We start from the raw sequence: 23,592 nt of genomic DNA, 5'->3' as shown, positions 1-23,592 counted from the left end.
GAGAAAACGATGGGCAAAACCCTGATCATCTGCACGTCGGTGTCGCACGGAAACACGCGCAGGATCGCCGAGGCCATGGGCGAGGTACTGGGAGCACCCGTGGTGGAGCCGGAAGAGGCCCACAGCCTGGAGGAGTACGACCTCGTCGGCTTCGGCTCGGGAATCTTCCTCCAGAAGTTCCACCCGCGTCTGCGCGAGTTCGCCGCCGCGCTTCCCCAGGGGCGGGGACGGGCGTTCGTGTTCGCGACAAGCGGTCTGCCCTCGCCTCGCTTCGGCCCGATGGTGCGACTGCTGGAAGACAAGGGCTTGGCGGTGGAAGACACCTTCTCCTGCCGCGGCTTCGACACCTGGGCCCCGTTCAAACTGGTCGGAGGCATCCGCAAGGGGCGACCTGACCACACGGATCTCGCGGCGGCACGCGCATTCGCCGAGAAGCTGAGGCGCACCGTCTAGGACGTGTCCGGCCCGCTCGCCCGGGGTCGATGATGCGCCGCCCGCACCATGGGCGGCGACCCGCATCCGACCGTTCAACGGGGAATGAAGTCCTCCGGGGATCCGATGCAGATTCGATGCGAGTTGCCGATCCGGCGGGGCGGGCGGAGCGTGGCCGTGAGGCAGGGAGCCACCGGACAAGGAGCAGGCCACATGACCGCACTGGCTGTCACCGAAGCCGCACCCGCGCCCATGGCGGACCCGGAGACCGAGCTGGCCTCGCGTTTCGCGGCGGGGGACGAGGACGTCATGGAGGCGGTCTACCGCCGCTGGGGTCCCCTGGTCCTGTCGCTGGCGCGGCAGTCGCTGGGGGACGGTGCGGAAGCCGAGGACGTCACCCAGACGGTGTTCCTCGCCGCCTGGCGGGGCCGCCACGGCTACCTTCCGGGCCGTGGGCCGCTGCCCGCCTGGCTCGTGGGCATCGCACGGCGCAAGATCGCCGACGCGTTGTCCGCCCGCACCCGGCGTGCCGACGTCGCCACGGCGGCGGCGCGTGCATCGGCCTGTGTCCCGGACCCGTCGTACGCGCAGGACGCGGTCCTGAACCGTGTGGACGTCACCCGCGAGCTGCGGCGCCTGCCCGAGGCCCAGCGGCGGGTGCTCTGCCTGGCCTTCTACGGCGACCTGACGCAGACCCAGATCGCCGACGTCACCGGATGGCCGCTGGGTACGGTCAAGAGCCACGCCCGGCGCGGTCTCCTGCGCCTCGGCCGGAGCCTGACGGTCGAGCCGGGGGAGCGGGCACACTGACCGAATGGCTCGCGGGTGCGGCTCCCCTCCGGCTCGCCGCAGACCGTGAACTCGCCGGCGACCGTGAAGAGGGGAACACTTGACCGCCGTGAACTCCGCCCAGCAGCCTTCCGCCCAGCAGCCCGCCGTGCCGGGCGATGCCGGTCTGAGCACCGGAGTACTGGCCCGCCGCCTCGGCGTGTCGCCCATGACCCTGCGCTCCTGGGACCGACGCTACGGCATCGGACCGACCGTACGCACCGAGGGCGGCCACCGCCGCTGGACGGCGGCGGACGTGCTGACGGTCGAGGAGATGTGCCGGCTGACGGCGACCGGCATCCCGCCCGCCGACGCGGCCCGCGCCGCCCGTACGGCCACCGCCGCCCCGTCCGTCCCGGCCGAAGCCGCCGCTCCCGCGCCCCCACCACCTGCGGGGCGATCACGGGCCGCCGGCGCGCTGCCGCTCGGTGACGTCCGTCAGGAGTGCCGCGGCCTGGCCCGCGCCGCCGTACGGCTGGACGCCCCCGCGCTCGACGAGCAGCTCACCGCCGCCGTCGAGCGCCACGGCCTCGTCGTCGCCTGGCAGGAGGTGATGGTGCCCACCCTGCACGCAGTAGGACGCCGCTGGGCCTCCTCCGGTGACCGGTACGTGGAGGTGGAGCACCTGCTGTCCTGGCATGTCTCCACCGCGCTGCGCCGCAGCGCGCCGCCCGCCGTCCCCGCGGCCTCCGCCGCGGCCGGCTGCCTCCTGCTGGCCTGCGCCCCCGGCGAACAGCACACCCTGCCCCTGGAAGCGCTGCACGCGGCGCTCGCCCGGGAGGGCCTGCCGGTGCGGATGCTGGGCGCCGCGGTGCCCGCCGAGGCGCTGGACGCGGCGGTACGCCGGCTCGGCCCGGCCGCGGTCGTGCTGTGGGCCCAGGCGAGCGCGAGTGCAGACCCGGCCCTGGCCCGCCATGTCGCCGCGCTCCGCTGGGGCATGAAGGGGACCCGGCGGGGTCCGGCGGTGCTGCTGGGCGGACCCGGCTGGAGCCCCTCCCGGCCCGCCGGCGTTCTCAGGCCGGCCGGGCTGGCGCAGGCGGTGGAGGCGCTGCGCGCCCTGTCCAGCAGGGGGTGAGCGGACGGCCACCGCGAGCGGACCGACACGGGAGGTTCAGGATCGCCCTCGGGCCCGCTTGAAGCGTTCCAGACCCTCGGCCAGGGACACCACCGGCTCGGGGTAACCGGTCCTGGATCGCTCCCGCGGGGGGAGTTTCCACGGCTCGTGCACGGTGGCCCCCGGTACGTCCGCGAGTTCCTCCACCCAGCGCCGTACATACGCTCCGCCCGGGTCGTACCGCTTGCCCTGGACGACGGGGTTCAGCACCCGGTTGGGCCGGGTGTCGGTGCCGGTGCCCGCCACCCACTGCCAGTTCAGCTGGTTGTTCGCCACGTCGCCGTCGACGAGCAGGCCGAGGAAGTGCCGGGCCCCGACCCGCCAGTCGACGTACAGCGTCTTGGTGAGGAAACTCGCCGTCAGCAGCCGGCCCCGGTTGTGCATCCAGCCCTCCTGGCGCAGCTGTCGCATCGCCGCGTCCACCATCGGGTAGCCGGTACGGCCCTCCCGCCACGCCTCGGCATCCGCCTCCGCCGTCCTGCCGGCGCGCCACCGGTCGCGGCGCGTGCGGTAGTCGTGCGCGGCGGCGTCGGGGCGTGCGGCGAGCACCTGGCGGTTGAAGTCGCGCCAGGCGATCTGCCGTACGAACGCCTCCGCCCCCGCCCCGCCGGCCCTGCGCGCCCGGTGCACCACCTCGACCGGGGACAGGGTGCCGAAGTGCAGATGGGGGGAGAGCCGGGAGGTGGCGTCGCCCGCCAGGTCGTCGTGCCGTTCCTCGTAGCCGGCCACGCCGGAGCGCAGCCACGCGGTGAGGCTGCGCCGCCCCACCGTCTCGCCGCCCGCGCACAGTCCGGGGGACACGCCGCTCACCTCGCCGCGCTCCGGCAGCGCGGCCGAACCCACCTCCTCCGGCACGCTGATCCTGCGCGGCGCGTCCAGCACGTCCCGCAGGCCGTGTTCGGTCCAGCGCCGGTAGTACGGCGTGAACACCGCGAAGTGGCCGGAGGAGGCCGGCGTCACCGCCCCCGGGGCCACGGCGGTGCTCACCGTGTCGTGTACGTACAGGCGCCGCCCGTCGGCCTCCAGCGCCCGGCGCAGCCGCCGTTCGCGGGCCTGCGCGAAGGCGCTCACGTCGGCGGCCATGTGCACCTCGTCGGCGTCCGTCTCAGCGGCCACCCGGCACACCTGCGCGACGGTGTCGCCCTCGCGCAGCACCAGCCGGCCGCCCCGCTCCCGCAGCCGGGCGTCGAGGTCCCGCAGGCAGTCGGCGAGGAACGCGAGCCGGTTCGGCGCGGCGAACTCCGCTGCGTCGACGGCCGGGTCCCGCACGAACAGCGGTACCACCCGGCCTCCTCCCTGCACTGCGGCGTGCAGCGGCGGGTGGTCGGACAGGCGCAGATCACAGGTGAACACGACGACCGAGGTCTGCATGGGGGCTCACTTCCGCTTCCGATGAGGTGACTCTCGGATGGTTTCGCCTCGTCGGCCGGTGGCGGATGCGGCGGGCCGCCGACGGCCCCGTTCGGGTGCGTGCGCATCCGCGGGGGCGGCCCGCGGGGAAGTGTCCGGGAAGACGCCGGGTTGCCGGTTCCGTGGGGGAAACGCCGCTTGAGGAACGAGGAGAGGTGGTGGCCGTGCCGGGTGGATCGGTGGCCGCGGACGTCGTCGTGGTGGGTGCCGGGGTCGCCGGGCTCGCGTGTGCCCACGACCTGGCCGTCGCCGGGCTGGACGTCACGGTGCTGGAGGCGGACGACGCGGTCGGCGGACGGATGCGCACCGACCGGGTGGACGGGTTCACGGTGGACCGCGGCTTCCAGGTCGTCAACCCGGCCTACCCGCAACTGCGCCGCCGGGTGCCCGCCCGGTTCGTCGACCCGCGCCCCTTCCTGCCGGGCGTCCTGGTGCACATCGGCGACCGGCGCGTGCTGCTCGCCGACCCGCGCCGCCGCCCCGACACGGTGGCCGCGCTGCTGAGTGGGCGGCTCGCCCGGCCACGCGACCTGGCGGCGCTGGCCGTGCTCGGCGCCCGCGACGGTCTGGGCCCGGCCCGCGCGCTCAGACACGCGCCCGAGCGCACGACCCGGGCGGCCCTGGCCGACGCGGGCTTCTCCGAGCCGTTCGTGGAGGGCTTCTTCCGGCCGTTCCTCTCCGGGGTGTTCCTGGAGGACGCTCTGGAGACCTCCAGCCGGATGTTCCACCTCGTATGGCGCAGCATGCTGCGGGGCGCGCTGTTCCTGCCGGCCTTCGGAGTGCAGTCCGTCCCGCGCGCCCTGGCCGCGGCCCTGCCCGAGGGGACTGTACGGCTCGGGACTCCCGCGTCACAGCTGGTCGGCCGGGGCGTGCTGACAGCGGACGGCACGGAGCTGCCGGCGCGCGCCGTCGTCGTGGCGACCGGTGCCGGAGCAGCCGCACGGCTGCTACCCGGCCTGGACGTTCCGGCCCACCGCACGGTGACCACCTACTACCACGTCGCCCCGGCCTCCCCGTCGGGGCTGCCCGTCCTGCTGGTCGACACCCGCCGCCGGGTGCTCAACACCTGTGTCCTCAGCGATGTCGCGCCCGAGTACGCGCCGCGCGGCAGCGCCCTCGTCGCCACCTCGGTGCTGGGCGGCGACACCGGGCCGGTACGGACGGCCGTGGTCGCCGCCCTGTCCGAGATGTACCGCACGGACGCCACCGCCTGGGAGCTGCTGACCGCGCGTACCGTCGAGGACGCGCTGCCCGCCATGCCGCCGCCGTGGCCGCTGACCCGGTCCTGCCGCACCGGGCCGGGGCACTACGTCTGCGGCGATCACCGCGGCACGGGCTCCGTCCAGGGCGCCCTCGCCAGCGGCTCGCGAGCGGCGCGGGAGGTGCTGGAGGACCTCCGGGGAGACTGAGCAGCGCTCTGGCCGTGCGTGGACCCGGCCAGGGATCACGTGTCCAGTAGTCCGCAGTCCGCGCGGCCGACGGCGGTGTCAGGGCGGGGGGCCTCCTTGCGGCGACCCATAGCCCGTACCACTCCTCGTGGGGGCGGTCCGGCTCGCGCAGCGCAGCGTCCCGGCACGCGGCGATGCGCTCGGTAGCAACCTCCCCGTCAGCGGGCGCTGTTCGCCGGGGCGGGGGTCAGGTCGGCGGCGGGCGTGCCGGGGGTGGTCGGGCGCAGGACTCCGGCGGTCGCGGCAGTGGCGGCGCACATCAAGGTGAGCAGCAGGAAGGCGTGGTTGAGGGCGGTGACGTGGGTGAGCCAGCCGATGACGGCGGGGCCGGCGAGCATGCCGAGGTAGCCGAGTGCGGCGACGCGGGAGACGTTGGCTCCTGCGGCGGCGGGGCCGGCGTGGCCGGCGGCGCTGAGCAGCTGGGGAACGCAGCCGGACAGGCCGAGGCCGAACAGCGCCCATCCTGCAAAGGCCGCCCACACCCAGGGGGCCAGGGCGGCGACGCTGATGCCGACGGCCGCGGTGAGCGCACCGTAGCGCAGGACCGCCATCGAGCCGTAGCGGGTCACGATCCGGTCGGCGAGCAGGCGGCCGCTGGTCATCGCGGCGGCGTAGGTGCCGTACGCGCATGCCGCGGTGCTCGCGGGCGTGCCGAGGACGTCCTTGAGGTGCAGGGCGCTCCAGTCGTTGGCCGCGCCTTCGCACAGCATGACCATCAGCGCGAGGACGGCGAAGATCCGGATCCGGCGGCGGACGTTGCCGGTGCCGCCGGCCGCAGGGGCTTTGGCGGTGCCGCTTCCGGCGTTGTCCGTTTCGGCGGGCGGTGTGGTGGCGGGCAGCAGGCTGCGGGCGGACAGCAGGGCGGTGGCGAGGCCCGCGGTGCCGAGGAGAGCGAGGGTGGCGGCCGGGCCGAGGCCGGCAGCGGTGGCCGCGGCGGCGGCCAGGGCGGCGATCACTCCGCCGACGGAGAAGGTGGCGTGGAAGCCGGACATGACCGGCCGCCCGTAGGCCTTCTCCACGTGGACGGCGTGGGCGTTCATGCTCACGTCCAGGCAGCCGTTGGTGAACCCGAAGACCACCAGCGCGACGGCCAGCGTCCACGGGTTCGGCGCGAGACCGGGCAGCACCAGCGACCCGGCGCACAGGGCCCCGGACGCGGGGACGACGACGCGGGCGCCGAGGCGGTCGGTGATGCGGCCGGCAGCCTGCATGCCGGCGAAGGCACCGAGGCCGAGCAGCACGAGCAGGGCGCCGAGGGTGGCGTGACTGATGCCTACGCGGGCCTCGATGGCGGGGATGTGGACGACCCATGCGCCCATGAGGGTGCCGCACAGGACGAAGTAGACGTAGGTCGCCACGCGGGCGGCCCGGAGGGAGGGCTTCATACCCTCGACCATAACGAACATATTCAATGTTCGAAACTCGGCTAACGAACATCGTTGTTGTGCGTTTACTGGATGGGGTTCAATCTCGGTATGAACACCGCGGAGCGTCACACCCTGATCGCCGAGACCGTCCGGGACGCCGGCAGCGCGACCGTCCTCGAACTCGCCGAACTCACCGCCGCCTCCGAGATGACCATCCGGCGGGACCTCGACACCCTGGCAGCCCAGGGCATCCTGGAACGCTTCCGCGGCGGTGCCCGCACCCTGCTCCTGCGTGGCGAGGAGCCGCCGTTCGCGCTGCGCGCCCGCGAGGCCGTCGACGCCAAGCGCCGAATCGCCGCCGCCGTCTCCGCGCTGATCACCGACGGCGAAACCGTGCTCCTCGACAGCGGAACGACCTGCCTGGAGGTGGCCCGTCTGCTGCGCGAACGCCCCGTGACCGTGATGCCGCTGTCCCTGCCCGCCGTGCACGTCTTCGGGGACACCCCCGGACCGGCCACCCTCCTCGTCCCCGGTGGCCGCCCTCGCGCCGCCGAAGGCGCTCTCACCGGCCCCCTGGCCCTCGCCTCGATCTCCGCCCTGCGCTTCGACACCGCCGTCCTCGGCTGCTGCGGCCTCGGCGCCACCGACGGTCTGACCGCCTACGACCTCGACGACGCCACCATCAAGAAGGCCGCCATGGCCGCCGCCCGCCGTACGATCGTGGCCGCCGACAGCGGCAAACTCGGCCGCACCGCCTTCGCTCACGTCGGCCCCGTACGACTCCTGCACACCCTCGTCACCGACACCGGCGCCTCCGCCGAGCAACTCACCGCCCTCGAAGCGGCAGGCACCACGGTCACCACCGTCTGACGACAGCCCCGGGCAGGGGGCGGCTTCCGGGCGGGCACTCATCTGCTGCCGGCACCTCTCCGGCAGGCATGACGACGATCCGCCGTCACGGCATTTCCAGGCTGAGATGACCGGTTGCCGGTGCTCGATGAACAGCGGCCACCTGCTGGAGCTCAGTCCGCCTGGCGACAGCCGGGCCTCAGTGTCCGGCGAGGGTGTCGAACCAGGTGCGGATGAGGGGGTAGGAGACCAACGCCGAGCCGTTGTGGTCGGCGGCGCCCGCGTCCATCACCGGCGCGTCGACCCCGGCAGCCGCCAACTGGGCTTTGCAGCTGAGGGTGTTGGTGGGTGTCACATCCCGGTCGCCGTCCGCGTCGTAGAGCCGGACCGGTACATGCGGGGCCCACTGGCAGACGCTGTCCGCCACCCGGAACATCTGCGCCAACTTGCCGGTCGGATGACGGAGTTGCCGCAGGAAGGCGGGGGTGAACAGCTGCCGCAGGCTGTCCGGGAGGGCGGCGGCCACCTGCGGGTCGGTGTGCTCGCCGTCGAACAGGTCGGTCACGGTGCGGTCGTAGGGCGCCTGGAAGGCCTCGGAGGGCGAGCCGTAGAGCCGGTGCAGCCGGTTCCACGCGACCACCATGTCCGAGGCGTAGAACGTGGCATGTGCGCCGAGAAGTCGGCCGTCGAGGGCGGCCGGCAGCTCGCTGCCCGTCAGGTCGTACGGTCCGCTCACCGGGGCCAGTGCGGTCAGCCGGTACCCGGGGACCTGCCCGTGCTGCAACGCCCGCCCGATGCTCATTGCGGCCGCCCCACCCTCGGAGAAGCCGGTCACCAGCACCCTGCCGTCGGCGCGCATGCCGTGCCGGGCCTCGACCTCCCGGGCGGCGACCAGCAGGTCGGTCGAGGCCGTGGTCTCCGAGGGCGCGTCCAGGTACGGGTGGGTGCCGGGCCCGACTCCCAGCCCGAGGTAGTCCGGTGCCACCGCGGCGAAGCCGTCCCCGGCGAACATCACAGCCGCCGCGCGGTTGGGCCCGTCCGCCACTGACGGAGCCTCACCTCGGTAGGCCATGGTGCCGTGCGCGTACTCGACGGTGGTCAGTGCGCGCGGCCCCGGATCACGCGGGAGTGCCACGAGCCCGCTCGCGGTGGTGGGCAGCCCCGCAGGGGTGACGGTCCGGTAGACCACGCGCTCCAGCTCGACCCCGCCCCGTTCGGCCGGGGTGACGAAGCCGGCGTCCCGGACACTGTTGGTGGCCTGCCGGCTGTCCAGCAAGGCGAGCGGGGTGACCGAGACCACGGTGCCGCGGTGCGCCCGGCCGGCGCCTGGGTCGGCCGCCGTCGCGGTGGCGCTGCCGGCCCCGGCGGTCAGGCAGAGGACGGCGGCGCCTGCGGACAGCCGCAGGGCGGTGCGGCGGCGCGACTGCTGCTTCGGTAGCGGGTCGGTCATCGAAGTCTTCCCTTCGTTCGGTTGCGCTGAGGGGGTTTTCCGGTGCCCCCTACGCTTCCAGCGGGGCGAGCCGCGAACGATGGGGCTGCCGGGAGTGCTGGGGTGGGGGCAACCCCCGGTACGTCCGGGGCAGAACGAGACCACCGTGCCGAGCTGACGCCAGGAGGGGGTGACCACCCCCAGGACGAACCGGTCGAGCACGCCCTCGGTCGATCCCGTGGCGGACCGACCAGCGAAATCCACCGTGCCTGCGACGGCAAAGGACGCCCGCTCACGATCCTGCTGACGCCCGGCCAACTCCACGACAGCATCTGCGCCCGCCCGCTACTCGAACGCATCCGAGTTCCCCGCACCGGCCTGGGCCGACCACGCTGCAAACCCGACCAGACCTCCAGGATTCGACCGGCAGCTGGGAGCCGTCCGAGGCATCGCGCGGCAGGGTGCCCGTAAGAGATGGCCCGATGCCGTCAGGCACTCTGCGCCCGCGACAGCGGGCAAAAGCACGCTTGCGATGGCCTCCTGAGTCCGATGGTGATCGGCCCACAGGGACCGCGGACCGGATCGGCCGGCATCGGCGGCTCGATCCGGTCCCACATCGCGTCAGTGATCACTCACCCGACGGGCACATCCGATGCGCGGCTCAGCCGCGCACATGCAGCCCGAAACCTGTGCGGCCCGCGGGCTCCAGCCCCTCCTTCAGGTGCAGCGAGGGGATCTCGTAGTCGCCGAAGTTCTGCCGCCGGAAGGCGATCGGCTCGGTCGACTCCAGGGTGAGCAGGCGCTCTTCCCAGGCCTTGGCGATGTCCGGGTAGTCCTCCTCGCCTATCCGGTCGGTGCCGAACAGCACGAACGGTGGCAGCACTTCGATGCCCGGGTAGTAGAGGATGCCGTGCTGGATCGGGAAGAGCAGATCGTCGATGGGGCCGTTGATCCCGCGGGCGGCGTAGTGCGATTCGGGGCCGCCGACGGTCACCGACAGCAGGGCCTTCCTGCCGGCGAGGGTGCCTTCGCCGAAGCGCTCGCCGTACTTGGTGTCGCTGTGCTCGCCGACGCCGTACGCGAAGCGGTAGGTGAAGACCCGGTCCACCCAGCCCTTGAGGATCGCGGGCATGCTGTACCACCACAGCGGGAACTGGAAGATGATCATGTCGGCCCACAGCAGCTTCTCCTGCTCGGCGACGACGTCCGGGGTGAGTGTCCCGGCCTGGAAGGCCCGACCGGAGTCCACGGCGACCCTGAGCGGGGTCGAGGCGTTGGGGCCGTAGTCCGTGGCGTCCACGATCGCCTTCCAGTTCATCGCGTAGAGATCGCTCACCCGTACCTCGTGCCCGGCGCTCTCCAGCGTGGACACCGCGAGATTCTTCAGTGAGCTGTTGAGCGACTTCGGCTCCGGGTGGGCGTGGACGATCAGCGTCTTCATGACGGGCTCCTTCGGATCGGATGCCTTCGATCCTGGACGCGGTGGCGCCCGCCGTTCAGGGACGCTTCGTCCATCGGACGGGACTTCCTGGTACTGGCAGGGCCACCTTCACGGGCAGCGCCGAGGCCATACTGGAGGCATGGACGATCTTGCGGGCTTCCTCCGGACACGGCGCGCCCGAGTCGACCCGGCCGCCGCCGGCATCCCAGCCGGCAGCCGCCGCCGGGTCCAGGGGCTGCGCCGTGAAGAGGTCGCACACCTGTCCGGAGTCAGCGTCGACTACTACATACGCCTGGAACAGGGCCGCGCGACCCAGCCATCCGAACAGGTCCTCGACGCGCTCGCCCGCGTCCTCGGTCTGGACGAGACCGAACGCGGGCACCTCGAGCGGCTCGCCCGGCAGCGCCGCCGCCGCACGAAGGCGCCGAGCGGCCGGGTCCGGCCGGAGCTGCTGCGCGTCCTCGGTCTGGTCACCGACGCACCCGCGCTGATCATGGACCACCGCCTGGACGTGCTCGCGGGCAACCGCCTCGCCGGGCTCCTGTTCGGCAAGCCGATACCGGGCCTGAACATCGCCCGGCACATCTTCCTCGAGGAGGCCGAGCGCGGTCTGTACGCCGACTGGGAGACATGCACCCTCGACGTGGTCGGGCACCTGCGCCTGGCCGCCGGCACATACCCCGACGACCCCCGCCTGACCTCGCTCGTCGGCGAGCTGGCGATGGGCAGCGAGCGCTTCCGCCGGCTGTGGGCCCGCGCCGACGTACGCGCCCGCACCCATGGACGCAAGGCCTACCGGCACCCCCTGGTCGGACTCCTCGAACTGCACCAGGAGAACTTCGCGCTGCCCGACGAATCGGGCATGGAGCTACTGGTCCTGTCCGCCGCTCCCGGCAGCCCCGCCGAGGACGGACTGCGCCTGCTCGCGAGCCTCGACGCGGACAGCGGTGACGTGCCCCGCGCAGTGAACGCCGAGGTGCGCGAGTAGCCCTGAGCGGTGGGGCGGTGCCGCCGAAGCGTGGCACGCTGTCGGCGGTCTGGGGCGCTCCGGGGACGGAACGGGACCGCGCGGTGGTACGGCATCGACATCGACCGTGTCGCCGTACGGCAGCAGCCGGCCGCACGCGGCCGCCCGCGCCCGCGCCGTCCTCCCCGGTCCTGGATGGCCCGGCCGGCCTCGTCGCCGGAGCGACCGTGTGCGCTCGGCTGCCGAAGGACGTGGCCCGCGGTGACCACCTCAGCGCAGACAGGCCGGTTCGTGGGGGAGAGGAGTCACGCAGGTCAGACGTCGGTCTCGTGCTCGGGTCCGGGCGCGTCGCCGATGGCGACGCGCAGGTCGTGCATGCCTTGGATGATGTCGATGAGGGCTTCTTCCGCTCCGCTCAGAGCCCGGCGGGTTCCCTCCACGTCACCTTGGTCGGCGTGGACTTGGGCGCTGAGGGTGTACAGCGCCGTCATGGCGGCGGCGAAGGACGCCTCCTGGCCCGGAGGCGTTTCGTCTGCGTCGGATTCCGAGACTTGCATGGCGGTGCGTTGCAGTCTGTTGCTCAGGACGTTGACCGCAAGGCTGGGGTCGGAGCCGAGCTGGTCCGTCCAGCCGAGCATGGTGTCGAGGACGTCCTCGATCTCTCCTTCCTCGGTCAGGCGGGTGGCGGTGGTGATCTCCGCCTCTGTCTTGGCCAGCAGATTGCCCAGCAGCCGCAGACGGTCCGATTGCTGTGCTCCCTCGGGCCGTGCCTTGGGATCCGTCGCCGGTTCGGCCCCGAGAGCGACCAATGCTGCGTGGATCTGCTCAGCACTCGCCGGATGCTCGCTTTTGATCGTCACCCTCTTAGCTTCGCGCCCCGAGGGCCCCGGCGCCCGCCCACACACGCCGGAGGCCTGCGACTGTGCTGCTCGATTCCGAGCTGCTCACCGGCGCGCCGCGGGTGGCAGGCCAGCGTCAGAGCGGTAACAGGCCGCTCCGGGGGATACCCCCCGTTGTGATCTTGGGGTGCGCCGGATCGTGGCCTTCGCCGGGGCGACATTAGCGTTCGTCCATGGGTTCGATTCTGCGAAAGCGCATCGCCACCGCCACCGCCACTGCCCTCGGTGTCGCTACGCTGCTCACCGCCTGCTCGGGTACCACCGGTGCCCAGCCTGCCCCTCGCTCCGCTGCGGAGCAGCTGCGCAAGGACACCGCAACGATTCACCACCTCGGTGTCAGCGGTGTACAGGCCCGCGTCGTTGCGCCCGACGGCCGGCAGTCCGTCGCCACCAGCGGCACCGCCGACGTGAACACCGGCCGCCCGGTCCCGTCCGACGGCTACTTCCGCATGGCCAGCACCTCCAAGACGCTGGTTGCCACGGTGGTCCTGCAACTGGAGGCCGAGGGCAGGCTGTCCCTGAACGACACGGTCGACCACTGGCTGCCCGGGGTGGTGCGGGGCCACGGCAACGAGGGCAGCCGGGTCACCATCCGGCGACTGCTCCAGCACACCAGCGGTATCCACGACGCCCTGCCCGGGTACACCACACCGAAGGAGTACTACCAGCAGCGCCACCGCGTCCACGAGCCCGAGCAGCTGATCGAACTCGCCATGGCCCACGCGCCGGACTTCCCGCCCGGCCAGGGATGGGCGTACTCCAACACCAACTACGTCCTGCTCGGCATGATCATCCAGAAGGTCACCGGTCGCCCCGCCCACCAGGAGATCGACCTCCGCATCCTGCGCCCGCTGGGCCTGGACCAGACCCGGTGGATGGGGACCTCGCCCAGCCTGCCCCGGCCCCATGCCCAGGCCTACCAGTTCTTCGGCCCCGGCTCCCGGGTGGATGTCACCGACCAGATCCCGGTGGATGACGAGAACCTTTCGTGGGTGACGACCACGCGGGACGAGAACCGCTTCTTCCGCGCGCTGCTCGGCGGCCGTCTGCTCCCGGCACGGCAGCTGGCGAAGATGAAGCAGACCGTCCCCGTGAGCGCGGAGGTCCAACGGCTGTGGCCCGGCGGCCGATACGGGCTCGGCCTGGTCGAACGCCCCCTCGGCTGCGGAGGAACCTACTGGGGCCATGAGGGCGGGGACGGCGGCTACATCACCCTCAACGGCGTCACCGACGACGGCAGTCGAAGCGCGGTGGTCTCCATGTCCGAGGCCCGCGGCGACACCGCCCAGCACATAGTGGCGCAGGAGAACGCGGCCAGCGCCCTGATCGACCACGCACTGTGTGCCCAGGCCCCCGACGCTCGGTAAGGGTGACAGGAACTGTCACCTTGAGCGTGCACCGTGGTGGCATGGAGAAGAACAAGGACACCAACAGCGAGGTCGGCAGCCAGCAGGGTCCGCTCGCCGGCCGGATCGCGCTCGTCGCCGGGGCAACACGCGGCGCCGGGCGTGCTCTCGCCGTCGAACTCGGCCGTGCCGGCGCCACCGTCTATGTCACCGGCCGTACCACCCGCGCCCACGTCAGTGAGGTCGGCCGGCCTACGGAGACCATCGAGGAGACCGCGGAGCTGGTCACGCAGGCCGGCGGCACCGGCATCGCCGTACCCACCGATCATCTGGACGAGGAGCAGGTACGGGCTCTCGTCGAGACGATCGACCGCGATCACGGGCGGCTCGACATCCTGGTCAACGACCTGTGGGGCGGCGAGCACCTGCTCGTCGGCTCCGTCTTCGGCAAGAAGAGCTGGCAGACGCCGCTCGCCGACGGCCTGCGCATCCTGGAGCTGGGGGTACGCTCCCACGTGATCACCGCGGCACTCGCCCTGCCGCTCCTGGTCCGCTCGGACGCGCCGCTGCACGTCGAGGTCACCGACGGCACGGCGGCCTCCAACCGTCGGTACCGCGAGAACCTCTACTACGACCTGGCGAAGAACGCACCGATCCGGATCGCCTTCGGGCTGGGAGAGGAACTGGCGGAGTACGGGGGCACGGCGGTCGCCGTCACGCCGGGCTTCCTGCGCTCGGAGCAGATGCTCGCCCACTTCGGCGTGACGGAGGGGAACTGGCGGGACGCCGTCGCCCAGGAACCGGGCTTCGCCATCGCCGAGTCGCCGCACTACCTCGCCCGCGCGGTCGCCGCGCTCGCCGCCGACCCGGACCGGGCGGCCCGCTGGAACGGCAAGTCCGCCTCCAGCGCGGAACTCGCCAGGACCTACGGCGTGCGCGATGTGGACGGCAGCCAGCCCGACGCCTGGGCGTACTTCGAGGACGTCAGGTACGGCGGGAAGGACGACACGGCGGACGACTACCGCTGATACGGCACGGCGGACGACCACTGCCGATACGGCACGGCGGACGACTACCGACGATCCTCCGGCTCCGCACCGTACAAGGCGGCGAGGGCCCGCGCATGCTCGCGAAAGCGAGCGCGCAGGCCCTCGGGGGCCAGCACCTCCACGTCCGCGCCCAGCCCGGCCAGCTGGGCGAAGGCGACGTCCTCCGACTCCGCCGGCAGGCCGAGCGTGACGCGCCCGGCGGCGTCCGGCGCGGTCGCGGACGCCAGCGCCTCGTCCACGCCGGCCGGGTCCACCACGGTGGGCAGGCGCCGCAGACCTTGCTCGGTCAGGCGCACGGTGACGGTCGTACGCAGCAGGGCCCGGGCGAATGCGGCTGCGTGCGCCTCCCAGTGGCCGGCCAGGTCGAAGGACGGGTCGCGTACGAAGGGTTCGTCGGCGCCGGGAGCAGGGGTGAGCGCGGTGACGCGGTCGACGCGGTAGGTGCGCCAGGTGCCGTCCCGGCCCGCCGGCTCCGTCGGCTCACCGGGGACGCGGCCCACCACGTACCAGACCCCTGCTTTCAGGACGAGCCCGTACGGTTCCAGCAGGCGGGTCACCGTGCGGGGCGGGGTGCCGTCGCGTCCCGGCCGGGCGTAGGTCAGTTCGACGGTGCGGTCGGACCACACCGCGCGGGCCAGCTCGGGCAGCAGCTCCGGTGCCGACGGCTCCCGGAACCAGGCCGGGGCGTCCAGGTGGAAGCGGCGCACCGACGACTCGGCGGCCGCACGCAGCGACGGGAGCAGGGTGGCCGACAACTTCAGCCGGGCCGTGTCCGCCGCGTTCGACAGCCCGAGATCGCGCAGGGCCGTGGGCAGACCGGAGAGGTAGAGCGTCTCCGCCTCGGTGGGTCGGAGTGTGGTGAGCCGGGTCCGGTGGCCCGGCGCGAGGTGGTATCCGCCGGCGCGGCCGCGTTCGGACCGGACGGGAACACCCGCCTCCTGCAAGGCCTGGGCGTCGCGTATCACGGTGCGTCTGGAGACGTCCAGCTCACGGGCAAGGGCTTCGGCGGTCAGACCGGGGCTCGACTGGAGCAGGAGAGCCATGCGGATCAGGCGGGCGGCACGCATGCCTCAAGGATCGCGGACCGAATCCAGGAATTCTGACACTCCGGGTGGCGTGTGCGCCCACTCGCAGGTCTGACGCGGGTGGGCGGCGCTCCGCCCGGAGACGGAGACGAGATACGCCGGTGGAGCGATCCGCCCGCAGCCCGCGAGCTGCGATCTTCGATGCCGAACGGGACGTTGGTCCCGCCGGATCGAGGAGGCACACATGTCCCGCAGCGTCATGGGCGCGCCCATGGTCATAAGACGGCTCCGCACGGCATGGAAGGCGGCGCACGAGCCGGTGCCCGGGGTCTCGCGGTGGACGCGGCGGCTCGCGTACACCGTTCCGCTGGTCGTCCTCCCGTCCAGCATCTGGCGGTTGCCGGCGGCGTTCGACAGCGGGTTGAGCCTGGGCGAGCGGTTGTACGTTCCGATGCTGTCGGTGGTGTCCGAACTGCTGGCGTTCACGGCGATCGGGCTGGTCGCACGGTGGGGCGAGGTGTTCCCCGGCTGGTTGCCGGGGCTGCGTGGGCACCGGGTGCCGGTGAGGCTCGCGGCCGTGCCCGCGGCCATCGGGGCGACGGTGCTGACAGCGGTGTTCTCGCTGTTGTCCCCCATCACGACGGTCATGGGGAAGACCATCCGCGGCGACGAACTCCCGCCCGACGCACCCGGGCAGGGTACTGGGCTCGCCAGCGCATGGTTCTACTCCTGCTATGCGCCGCTGGTGCTGTGGGGGCCGCTGCTGGCGGTGCTGACAGTGGCGTACTGGCGGCGTCGACGCAGGGACGGCGTGCCGACGGCCGCCCGCTGATGCCCGAGCACCACGTCCACTCGCCCTGCTCCAGCGAGCCTCCGCGTGAACAGAGCCCGGTCGTACGGCTATTCGGCGTCGGCAGCCGGATCCGGGAACGTCCGCCTCCGGTCCAGGGGTCACGGTGAGCCGTTGATGTGCGCCAGGATGGCCTCCTCGCTGACGCCGACCGTCTGGGCCAGGGCCAGCGAGGCGTCGCGGTGCTCGAGTGCCTCGGCCGGCCTGCCCAGTGCATCAAGGCTGACAGCACTTCCCATCAGGCTCTGGGCCTGGAAGTACTCGTCGCCGATCGTCAGGCTGGCCCTGTGCTGTTCCTGGAAGTGGTGCAGGGCCTTCTCGTGGTCCCCGGTGCCGCGATGGAGGATCGCTATGTTCCCGAGGCAGATGGCCTCACCGCGTGCTTCGCCCGCTGCCCGGAGGTCCGCCATCGCTTCGGTGTACTGATCCAGCGCCCCGGCGTGGTCGCCCATCAGGTAGCGGAACCATCCGGCGTTCAGGCGGATCACGCCCCGGTGCCGCTGGCTGCCGTCCAGATCCTCGAGCACCGTCAGCGCCTCGTCGTAGGCGGCGGCAGCGGCATGGTAGTCCTGGCGCGCCTCGTGGATCAGGCCGATGTCGGCGAGGGCGCTCGCTTCAAGTCTGCGTTCACCGATGGAGTGGAAGAGTGCCACCGCCGACTTCAGGTGGGTTTCGGCTTCATCGAGCTGATTCAGCTGGCTGTAGGCGACACCCATGCCGTGGTGGGCTCGGGCTTGGGCGTACCGGTCGCCCAGCTCGCCGCCCGCGGCCAGCGCGAGGGCATGACTTTCAAAGTACTCCTCCAGCCGCCACCGAAGCAGGAAGTGGCCCTTTTGGTGGAGCGCGATCCGCCACACGTGCTCGGGCAGCGCGTTGTCCGCCGCCCAACGCACCACGGAGCCGAGGTTCGCCCCCTCCTCGTCGAGCCAGCTCAGGCCCTTGTCGTACGAGTCGAACGCGAGCGGGGACACATCGGCCTCGCACGGCCCGGCCTCCGGCAGTTCCACGGTCCTGATCGCGACGGCCGCACGGTATGTCGTGTGGAGGTACCAGTCCGCGAGCCGTCGTCGTGCCTCCTGGCGCACGTCGGACCGGTCCTCGCTGCTGAGTTCGGCTGCGAAGACCCGGAGCAGGTCGTGCAGCGCGTACCGGTCGGCGCTCCTTTGCTGGAGCAGGTTCTCGTCCACCAGCGTTTCCAGCATCTCCTGCGCCTGTACGAGACCCACGCCTTGCAGGGCCGCCACGGAGGCTGCGGTGAAATGGGCGCACGGATGCAGCCCGAGACAGCGGAACAACGCCTTCAGCGGTTCGGGCAGGCTGCGGTAGGAGAGATCGAAGACCGGGCGTATGGCGCGCCCGCCGGCGCGGATCGCCTCCAGCCGACCGGCCTGCAACCGGTCGGCGAGTTCCGCGAGACTCCAGGCAGGGCGGGAGCGTAGCCGCGCCGCGGCCAGGGCGAGGGCCAACGGCAGACGGTTGCAGTACTCGACGACCCTGGCGGCGGCCTCGGGCTCGGCCTTGACGCGGTCCGCTCCCGCGATGCGCCCCAGCAGCTCCAGTGATTCGGTCTCGGAGAAGAGACCGATCAGATGAGGCTCGACGCCGTCGAGGCCGGCCAGGCTGCGCCGGCTGGTGATCAGGACCAGGCAGGTGGGACTGGAGGGGATCAGGTCGCGGACCTGTTCCTCGTCGGCGGCATTGTCCAGCAGGACCACCGCGCTGCGCTCACGTAAGCGGTCACGGTACATCGCTGCCCGTTCGGCGCGGTCCGCGGGGATCTGCTGGGCAGCCACGCCCAGTTGCCGCAGGAACGCCTCCAGCACCGCGGAGGGGTCTGCGGGCGGCAGCTCGGGGTCGAAGCCCCTGAGGTTCACGTGCAGCTGGACCTCCGCGAAGCGGCCTGCGCGTACCAGTTCGTGTGCGGCGTGGATGGCCAGCTGGGTCTTGCCCACCCCGGCCATGCCCTCGATCGCGGAGACGACGACCGTGTTCGCGCCGCCACCGTCCGGGTGCGTCGCGGCTTCGATCAGACGCGCCAGCTCCTCCTGGCGCCCGGTGAACGTCGCGAGATCCGCGGGCAGCTGACCGAACACCCCCACAGGGCCGCCGCTCTTGGCCAGCGCATGCACCCTGATGCAGGCATTCCGCCAGTGACCCGTGCCGGCCTCGTCCACCCCGAGCGCCCGGACGATCGCGACCACCAGGTCCAGATCCAGCCGCCGCCGCCCGACCTTGAAGGCATCCACGACCGTGTACGGCGAGACGACCCGAGCGGGACGCATCAGCGGCCCGACCCGCTTGGCCAGCGAGCGATAGGACGGCGTCCCCGCCCATGCACGCAGTTCACCCAGCAAACCGATGAACTCGGCCAGATCAACGGCCTTGCCTGGATCAGGCATGCCTTTCCACTGCTCGCCCACAATGCCCCCCGCTGTGCGATGCCGTCCCCCTGACAGCCCGAGTCTAGGAGCGGGGTGTGTGGATCGGTGGGGGAAACGGGACTTCGCCAAGCGACTCGGACGAGCCTACGCGGGGGCATCTGGAGGGGGGACGTGGCGGGGCGGGCAGGCCGTGCAGCCGGCCGCCACGGGAGCCGGGCCGCTCGCCGTCCCGCCCACCGGTGGCGCGTCGGCGCGTCAGGCGGCCAGAGCCCGGCTGGCTTTGCCGGACCCCTGGCGCTCAGCTCGAAGCTGTTCCAGGAGGGCGTCGGCGGCAGCCAGGGCCTCGTCCACCGACTCGGTGCCGGTCATGGCGCACAGCCTGCGGGAGGTGTCCTCCAGGTCCCGGCTCGACCGGCCTGTGGGCCGTAGGTCATGGCGGAAACGGGCCTCGGCGAAGTGGGCCAGTACGGCACGCAGTTCCCTCTCGGCAGGCAGCAGCACAGCGACAACCTTTCTCGAAACACAGGCCGTTTCACCGGGCCCGGCGACTTCCGTCTGCCCCCGCGCGGTCACCGTATGCACTCTCCTGCCGCCGTCGGGTGCCGACCCCGCGGGACCGGGGCGGTTCGTCACCGCGGCTGCCGGGAGGTGCCGGAACGCACGTCGCCCCCGCGGCTCCTGAGCGGTACGTCCGCTTCGGTGAGCACGCGATGCACGAACCCGTAGGACCGGCCGTGTGCCTCGGCTATGGCCCTGATCGACCGGCCCTCCTTGTACTCCCCGGCGAAGACTTCCGCCAGCTTCTCGCGTGCGCCACCGGTGATCCACTTACCCTTGCTCGCTGCCTTGTGCACGACGATCTCCTCTCCGGAAGTGGGAGTGTGATCACTGGTGCCCGCATCGGCGCCTTCCATGTGACCGCCGTCGCCCTTTGTTCGGCAGGACGTCACCGCCGCGTGGCGGGGTGCGGCCGGCTCAGGACCCGGTGCCGGTCTGTTGCCATGGGCTCGGGCCGGTGCCGTGGCACCAGGCCACCAGGCCGGAGCCGTCCACGCACACGATTCCGCACTGCCGGGCGTACTCCAGGGCGGGCTCCGTGAACTCGCTCGTCGTGACGAGCGCTGCGACATCGGCCTCGTGAATGGCGAAACAGGTACCCCCGAAGCGCTGCACGTCCTGTGAGCCGACTTTGTGGGTGCCGCCGTACTGTTTGCACTGGATGACCACGCGCCGCCCGTCCGGCGTGACCGCGACGACGTCCGCCCCCAAATCGCCCGCGCCCCCGACCACTTCCACCTCGTGACAGCCGTTGCCGGCGCACAGGTCGGCTATGGCTCGCTCGAAAGCTTCGGGTTCCAGTCCGGCGTAGTCGGCCAAGCAGACGTCAGTGGCTGCCGGCACTGGGTCAGCGACGTCCTCTGCCGGTTCCTCCGCCGGCGCCGCCGGCCGGCCGGCTTCCACCACCCTCGTGTCGCGCAGGTCATCGGACGCCAACTCGGCTGCTTCCTCCAGCGCCCGGGCGGCGCGGCCGGCGTAGCGGGTGACGGACGCCTTGCGCCACCGGGACCGGGACGTCAGAACGGCCCCGACGCCGAGCAGGGCCAGGGCAACGGCCCACAGGGGACGGCGCTCGACGATGCCCGCCGCGGTGCGCACCAAGAACACCAGAACGCAGAAGATGATCGCCAGCAGTATGAAGAACAGAGCGGTGACGCGCAGATCGAACCGCCGTTCACGACCCGCACGGCGAACAGGGCGTGTCGGTATGGCCATCCCGGCTTCCTCCTGGGCAGCGAGTGAAGATCAGTGATCTACGCATGCCCCGGAACGAGCAGTCCGCAGCCGTCAGCGGCGACGCCGGGCCGTACTACCCCCACCGGAAGCCCGCACACCGGCTCCGTATCGGCCCGCACCGCAGGGGCTGTCACTTCCACAGGTCGTGGCTTGTGCACACGCGCGCGCCCATGTTCCGCTCCATCATCCGCAGTGCCGCCCGAGCGAGATCTTCGTGGATGTGCGCAACAGCGTCCTCGGGTACGGTCACCTGGAAATGACGGATGTGGGCGTCCAGAGCCGAATAGAGCACGCACTGCTCGGTGACCTGGCCGCAGAGCACCAACTGCTCGATGCCCTGCTGTTGCAGCAGGTACTGAAGCGGGGTGTCGAAGAAGATCGAGTGCCGGGTCTTGAGAACGAACAGCGACTCCTCATCGGGCCGCAGAGGCTCCACGAGATCGGCATGAGGCCCCGCGAGAGCACGGTTGAGCAGCTCACCGTGGTGGGATCGCCATTCACCGAAGTTGTCGTTGACGTAGACGACCGGTACGGCACGGCGCCGAGCGCGCTCGGCAAGGTCGGCTACGACCGGTACGACCGACTCGGCCGACGGCAGCAGCAGTTCCGCGTCCTCGTGGTCGTACGTGTTGATCATGTCGATGATGATGAGAGCGACCTTGCTCACGGTGTCAGAACTCCGTCCAGGGGGTGAGGCGGGTGATCACTGTCGCCGTTCCGGATCACAGGTCGGAGTAAACACCCTCTTCGGCACATATGTGCAACAGCGACTCGTGAGGCTCGCTGAAGCAGTCGTGCCGGCCGCGCCCCTCAGGGCGAGCCGTTCGTCAGCAGCAGGTGGAAGGTGTGGTCCCGGTGGACGAGCGTGGCGGTGTCGGAACCGCTGCCATCGAAGTACACCGGGAGCTGCGGCTCCTCACCGCTGTAGTAGCCGGTGGAACGCATGAAATCGGGGCTGACAGCGGCGAAGGACCACGCCGGACCGTCTGCGCCGAGCAGTTCGCGGAGGAAGCCCCGCACCAGCCGCTCGGCATCCGCCGCCGGGTAGTGGTGGCCGTACGGGCTGAACGCCTCGCAGAGCATCCAGCGCAGCCGTGCCAGGAAGCCTGCATGGTCCAGTGGGCTGACCGTGGCGCGGAAGCCCTCGCGCAGGAGCGGGAGCGCGAAGGCATCGGTGTCGTACTCGTCCGACAGGTTGTACCAGGTGCGGCGCACGTCTGCGGCACGCATCAGCTGCGTGAAGAGCGCGCTGCGCAGGAACGCGTGCAGGACGTCCTGGCGATTCCCGGCTGAGAGAGGTACGTCGCTCTCCGCCGTGAGGAGCAAGGTGTTGCTGTTCATCGCATGGTCGACGGCCGAGAGGAAGGCGTCGACGGCGGGAGGTTCGGAATCGGTCGTCGGCGCGGTGAAGCTCGGGGAACGCATGGTGACAGCGTTGTGGACGACCGACCGCTGCTTCAAGCCGCATCACGCGGTGGCTCCGGATCCGTCCGGGGCCCATCCCCGCTGGTGCGGGGTGGTTCCCGAACAGCCATCCGGGCCACGGCGTCACATCATGTGGGTGTTCTCGGTCCCCGCCTGTTCGGGCCGTTGCGTGGCCACGGCGCTGGCACAGAGAGGGCGGGTGCGGGCAGCGTAGGATCGAGCGGCCACGATGAGGCCCATCCCCAGACCGGCGAACGCCAGGCCGCCGAACTCGACCATCCAGGTGATCCCCGAGCTGCTGGTGAACGGGGGAGACGGTTTGATCCCGGGCAGCACGCCGACGGCGATGAGCGGGGCCATGATGATCAGGACCGCCCCGTACATTGCCAGCGGGACACCTGTCAGCCATGCCGGAATCAAGGGCAGCAAGCGGGGGACCCGTCGTCCGGACAGCAACAGCGTCCAGCGGGGGAACACCTGCCCCCACGTGTACAGCAGCCCCAGCAACAGGAAGATCCCGACCGTCGCGGCCAGCACGGTCACGTCGATCCCCACCGAAGCGGCCGCCTTTGACGGCCCCGACGCGCTGGCGCTCGTCGTCTTCTGCCAGTCATCGCCCGAGACGCCGAGTGCGTTGCCGCCCAGGGTCCAGATGCTCTTGGCTCCCGCCCACGGCAGAAGACCGCACATGAGCAGGTACACCGCGAGGCGGGTCCGCCTCGGGGCTCGGGATGCAACTGGGTGGGCAAGCGGGCCGTCGCTGGCGCCGGCGTGCGGCCGCCCGCATCGCGGGCAGTCCCCACGCAGCCGTCGGCGGTATGACAAGCCGACGAGGAGCAGAAGCGCGGCTCCGACCGTGTTCAACAGCACCTGAGCCAAACCGGTGGCGCTCTCGATCCCCGAGAGCGTCGCAATGGAGACGAAGTAGATCGGCAGTCCATTCGTCCCCACCACGAACACGGTGAGCGCCGTGATCAGCGCCGTCGCCACCACAACCCGGCCAGGCCTGGCGAGATTTCGGGTGCTGGCCAGGCAGGCGCCGCCGGCCAGGAGTGCAAGGACCGCCAGGAAAAGCTGGACCGCCGGCGCATAGGAGGCGTGTGCCTTCCATGGAACGGTGATGTCCCCCGCCGCCCAGGTGACCTCGACAGCGGCGTACGACACGCCCCACACAGCAGCGGCCGTCGGTACCCACTTGGGCCACCGCCGCCACCATAACTTCGGTTCCCAGCCTGCGGCCGGCGGCCTGGACACCTCGCTTACCTCCGAGTGTGCAGGAACAGCCACTGTGACCCCCAGATCTCCGGATTGCCGAGGCCCCAAGGCTGCCCCTCACCCGCGCTGGTCACATCCACCTCAGGGTTCATCCCGCATCAACCGTGCGAGGTAGGGACGGTGAGCGTTCGTCCGGCAGGACGCGCTGCCCAGGCCTCCGTACCCTCGGGGCAGGGGCCGCTGCTGGGGAGACAGATCATTGATCACCCCCCGAAAGGCTTGCCTACCGGCGTCGATGAGCTCGTCCCAGTGCTCCCGCGTCC

22 protein-coding genes and 1 pseudogene are annotated in these 23,592 nt (G+C 71.6%); 9 read left to right on the top strand and 14 right to left on the bottom strand.

What is annotated here, in order from left to right:
- The first annotated feature begins 9 nt into the window (after positions 1-9).
- From ACWCV9_RS30110 to ACWCV9_RS30100, 3 genes are all read left to right on the top strand, one after another.
- Positions 10-453: a flavodoxin family protein gene (locus ACWCV9_RS30110; RefSeq protein ID WP_450791248.1), complete on the top strand. Its 444-nt coding sequence runs from the start codon at positions 10-12 to the stop codon at positions 451-453.
- Between the two features lie 192 nt (positions 454-645).
- Positions 646-1,242, top strand: a complete 597-nt coding sequence (locus tag ACWCV9_RS30105) for an RNA polymerase sigma factor (RefSeq protein ID WP_450791247.1) — start codon at positions 646-648, stop codon at positions 1,240-1,242.
- A 187-nt stretch (positions 1,243-1,429) separates the two neighbouring features.
- On the top strand, positions 1,430-2,335 hold the full coding sequence (locus ACWCV9_RS30100; protein ID WP_450791395.1) for a MerR family transcriptional regulator: 906 nt from the start codon (positions 1,430-1,432) through the stop codon (positions 2,333-2,335).
- A 36-nt stretch (positions 2,336-2,371) separates the two neighbouring features.
- Here the strand turns inward: ACWCV9_RS30100 and ACWCV9_RS30095 are convergent, their stop codons facing one another.
- Positions 2,372-3,745, bottom strand: a complete 1,374-nt coding sequence (locus ACWCV9_RS30095) for a cryptochrome/photolyase family protein (protein ID WP_450791246.1) — start codon at positions 3,743-3,745, stop codon at positions 2,372-2,374.
- A gap of 197 nt (positions 3,746-3,942) precedes the next feature.
- Between ACWCV9_RS30095 and ACWCV9_RS30090 the strand changes: the two genes are divergently transcribed.
- A complete protein-coding gene (locus ACWCV9_RS30090) occupies positions 3,943-5,193 on the top strand; it encodes an NAD(P)/FAD-dependent oxidoreductase (protein ID WP_450791244.1) in 1,251 nt (416 codons plus the stop codon).
- 197 nt (positions 5,194-5,390) lie between these two features.
- Here the strand turns inward: ACWCV9_RS30090 and ACWCV9_RS30085 are convergent, their stop codons facing one another.
- Positions 5,391-6,617, bottom strand: coding sequence for an MFS transporter (locus ACWCV9_RS30085; RefSeq protein ID WP_450791242.1), 1,227 nt, complete (start codon positions 6,615-6,617; stop codon positions 5,391-5,393).
- Positions 6,618-6,707: 90 nt separating this feature from the next.
- Here ACWCV9_RS30085 and ACWCV9_RS30080 point away from each other — a divergent pair, with 90 nt between their 5' ends.
- Entirely contained in the window at positions 6,708-7,469 is a 762-nt protein-coding gene (locus ACWCV9_RS30080; protein WP_450791240.1) for a DeoR/GlpR family DNA-binding transcription regulator, read from the top strand.
- A 178-nt stretch (positions 7,470-7,647) separates the two neighbouring features.
- Here ACWCV9_RS30080 and ACWCV9_RS30075 read toward each other — a convergent pair whose 3' ends face one another.
- The 3 genes and pseudogenes from ACWCV9_RS30075 to ACWCV9_RS30065 form a co-directional block, all read right to left on the bottom strand.
- Positions 7,648-8,898: an alpha/beta hydrolase family protein gene (locus ACWCV9_RS30075; protein WP_450791239.1), complete on the bottom strand. Its 1,251-nt coding sequence runs from the start codon at positions 8,896-8,898 to the stop codon at positions 7,648-7,650.
- Positions 8,899-9,405: 507 nt separating this feature from the next.
- Positions 9,406-9,494: pseudogene (locus ACWCV9_RS30070) on the bottom strand (IS5/IS1182 family transposase); the annotation flags it as partial.
- Between the two features lie 44 nt (positions 9,495-9,538).
- Complete coding sequence (locus tag ACWCV9_RS30065; RefSeq protein WP_450791237.1) at positions 9,539-10,318, bottom strand: NAD(P)H-dependent oxidoreductase; 780 nt, start codon at positions 10,316-10,318, stop codon at positions 9,539-9,541.
- Positions 10,319-10,457: 139 nt separating this feature from the next.
- Between ACWCV9_RS30065 and ACWCV9_RS30060 the strand changes: the two genes are divergently transcribed.
- Positions 10,458-11,306, top strand: a complete 849-nt coding sequence (locus ACWCV9_RS30060; RefSeq protein WP_385846457.1) for a helix-turn-helix transcriptional regulator — start codon at positions 10,458-10,460, stop codon at positions 11,304-11,306.
- 293 nt (positions 11,307-11,599) lie between these two features.
- On the opposite strand, the gene ACWCV9_RS30055 is transcribed toward ACWCV9_RS30060, so the two are convergent.
- Entirely contained in the window at positions 11,600-12,145 is a 546-nt protein-coding gene (locus ACWCV9_RS30055) for a hypothetical protein (RefSeq protein WP_450791235.1), read from the bottom strand.
- Positions 12,146-12,357: 212 nt separating this feature from the next.
- On the opposite strand from ACWCV9_RS30055, the gene ACWCV9_RS30050 reads away from it, so the two are divergent.
- Positions 12,358-13,551, top strand: a complete 1,194-nt coding sequence (locus tag ACWCV9_RS30050) for a serine hydrolase domain-containing protein (protein ID WP_450791233.1) — start codon at positions 12,358-12,360, stop codon at positions 13,549-13,551.
- 41 nt (positions 13,552-13,592) lie between these two features.
- Positions 13,593-14,558 (top strand): SDR family oxidoreductase, encoded by a 966-nt coding sequence (locus ACWCV9_RS30045; RefSeq protein WP_450791231.1) that lies wholly within the window; start codon positions 13,593-13,595, stop codon positions 14,556-14,558.
- Positions 14,559-14,602: 44 nt separating this feature from the next.
- Here ACWCV9_RS30045 and ACWCV9_RS30040 read toward each other — a convergent pair whose 3' ends face one another.
- Entirely contained in the window at positions 14,603-15,646 is a 1,044-nt protein-coding gene (locus ACWCV9_RS30040) for a helix-turn-helix transcriptional regulator (RefSeq protein ID WP_450791229.1), read from the bottom strand.
- A gap of 202 nt (positions 15,647-15,848) precedes the next feature.
- Here ACWCV9_RS30040 and ACWCV9_RS30035 point away from each other — a divergent pair, with 202 nt between their 5' ends.
- The gene (locus tag ACWCV9_RS30035) at positions 15,849-16,436 is read left to right on the top strand and encodes a hypothetical protein (protein WP_450791227.1); all 588 of its coding nucleotides are present in this window, start codon (positions 15,849-15,851) and stop codon (positions 16,434-16,436) included.
- 119 nt (positions 16,437-16,555) lie between these two features.
- Here ACWCV9_RS30035 and ACWCV9_RS30030 read toward each other — a convergent pair whose 3' ends face one another.
- The 7 genes from ACWCV9_RS30030 to ACWCV9_RS30000 all read right to left on the bottom strand — a co-directional run bounded on the left by ACWCV9_RS30030 (position 16,556) and on the right by ACWCV9_RS30000 (position 23,218).
- Positions 16,556-18,874 (bottom strand): tetratricopeptide repeat protein, encoded by a 2,319-nt coding sequence (locus ACWCV9_RS30030; protein WP_450791226.1) that lies wholly within the window; start codon positions 18,872-18,874, stop codon positions 16,556-16,558.
- 216 nt (positions 18,875-19,090) lie between these two features.
- Positions 19,091-19,336: a DUF5133 domain-containing protein gene (locus ACWCV9_RS30025; RefSeq protein ID WP_450791224.1), complete on the bottom strand. Its 246-nt coding sequence runs from the start codon at positions 19,334-19,336 to the stop codon at positions 19,091-19,093.
- Positions 19,337-19,464: 128 nt separating this feature from the next.
- The gene (locus ACWCV9_RS30020) at positions 19,465-19,689 is read right to left on the bottom strand and encodes a helix-turn-helix domain-containing protein (protein WP_450791222.1); all 225 of its coding nucleotides are present in this window, start codon (positions 19,687-19,689) and stop codon (positions 19,465-19,467) included.
- 121 nt (positions 19,690-19,810) lie between these two features.
- Positions 19,811-20,608 carry a restriction endonuclease gene (locus ACWCV9_RS30015; protein ID WP_450791220.1) on the bottom strand — a complete coding sequence of 266 codons (798 nt, stop codon included), beginning with the start codon at positions 20,606-20,608 and terminating at the stop codon, positions 19,811-19,813.
- A gap of 151 nt (positions 20,609-20,759) precedes the next feature.
- A complete protein-coding gene (locus ACWCV9_RS30010; RefSeq protein WP_385846468.1) occupies positions 20,760-21,296 on the bottom strand; it encodes a cysteine hydrolase family protein in 537 nt (178 codons plus the stop codon).
- 143 nt (positions 21,297-21,439) lie between these two features.
- Positions 21,440-22,054 (bottom strand): hypothetical protein, encoded by a 615-nt coding sequence (locus tag ACWCV9_RS30005; RefSeq protein ID WP_450791217.1) that lies wholly within the window; start codon positions 22,052-22,054, stop codon positions 21,440-21,442.
- A 123-nt stretch (positions 22,055-22,177) separates the two neighbouring features.
- Positions 22,178-23,218, bottom strand: a complete 1,041-nt coding sequence (locus tag ACWCV9_RS30000; protein WP_450791216.1) for a hypothetical protein — start codon at positions 23,216-23,218, stop codon at positions 22,178-22,180.
- Positions 23,219-23,592 lie beyond the last annotated feature (374 nt).

Source organism: Streptomyces sp. NPDC001606, from assembly GCF_053596835.1.
The sequence above is the reverse complement of the archived record's forward strand: the minus strand, read 5'-3'. Positions and strand labels throughout refer to the sequence as shown.

Bases quoted from the DNA above. Each gene is read 5' to 3' on its own strand.
- ACWCV9_RS30110 (WP_450791248.1), top strand. From the start codon at position 10: ATGGGCAAAACCCTGATCATCTGCACGTCGGTGTCGCACGGAAACACG.
- ACWCV9_RS30105 (WP_450791247.1), top strand. From the start codon at position 646: ATGACCGCACTGGCTGTCACCGAAGCCGCACCCGCGCCCATGGCGGAC.
- ACWCV9_RS30100 (WP_450791395.1), top strand. From the start codon at position 1,430: ATGACCCTGCGCTCCTGGGACCGACGCTACGGCATCGGACCGACCGTA.
- ACWCV9_RS30095 (WP_450791246.1), bottom strand. From the start codon at position 3,745: ATGCAGACCTCGGTCGTCGTGTTCACCTGTGATCTGCGCCTGTCCGAC.
- ACWCV9_RS30085 (WP_450791242.1), bottom strand. From the start codon at position 6,617: ATGAAGCCCTCCCTCCGGGCCGCCCGCGTGGCGACCTACGTCTACTTC.
- ACWCV9_RS30080 (WP_450791240.1), top strand. From the start codon at position 6,708: ATGAACACCGCGGAGCGTCACACCCTGATCGCCGAGACCGTCCGGGAC.
- ACWCV9_RS30075 (WP_450791239.1), bottom strand. From the start codon at position 8,898: ATGACCGACCCGCTACCGAAGCAGCAGTCGCGCCGCCGCACCGCCCTG.
- ACWCV9_RS30065 (WP_450791237.1), bottom strand. From the start codon at position 10,318: ATGAAGACGCTGATCGTCCACGCCCACCCGGAGCCGAAGTCGCTCAAC.
- ACWCV9_RS30060 (WP_385846457.1), top strand. From the start codon at position 10,458: ATGGACGATCTTGCGGGCTTCCTCCGGACACGGCGCGCCCGAGTCGAC.
- ACWCV9_RS30050 (WP_450791233.1), top strand. From the start codon at position 12,358: ATGGGTTCGATTCTGCGAAAGCGCATCGCCACCGCCACCGCCACTGCC.
- ACWCV9_RS30045 (WP_450791231.1), top strand. From the start codon at position 13,593: ATGGAGAAGAACAAGGACACCAACAGCGAGGTCGGCAGCCAGCAGGGT.
- ACWCV9_RS30040 (WP_450791229.1), bottom strand. From the start codon at position 15,646: ATGCGTGCCGCCCGCCTGATCCGCATGGCTCTCCTGCTCCAGTCGAGC.
- ACWCV9_RS30035 (WP_450791227.1), top strand. From the start codon at position 15,849: ATGTCCCGCAGCGTCATGGGCGCGCCCATGGTCATAAGACGGCTCCGC.
- ACWCV9_RS30015 (WP_450791220.1), bottom strand. From the start codon at position 20,608: ATGGCCATACCGACACGCCCTGTTCGCCGTGCGGGTCGTGAACGGCGG.
- ACWCV9_RS30005 (WP_450791217.1), bottom strand. From the start codon at position 22,054: ATGCGTTCCCCGAGCTTCACCGCGCCGACGACCGATTCCGAACCTCCC.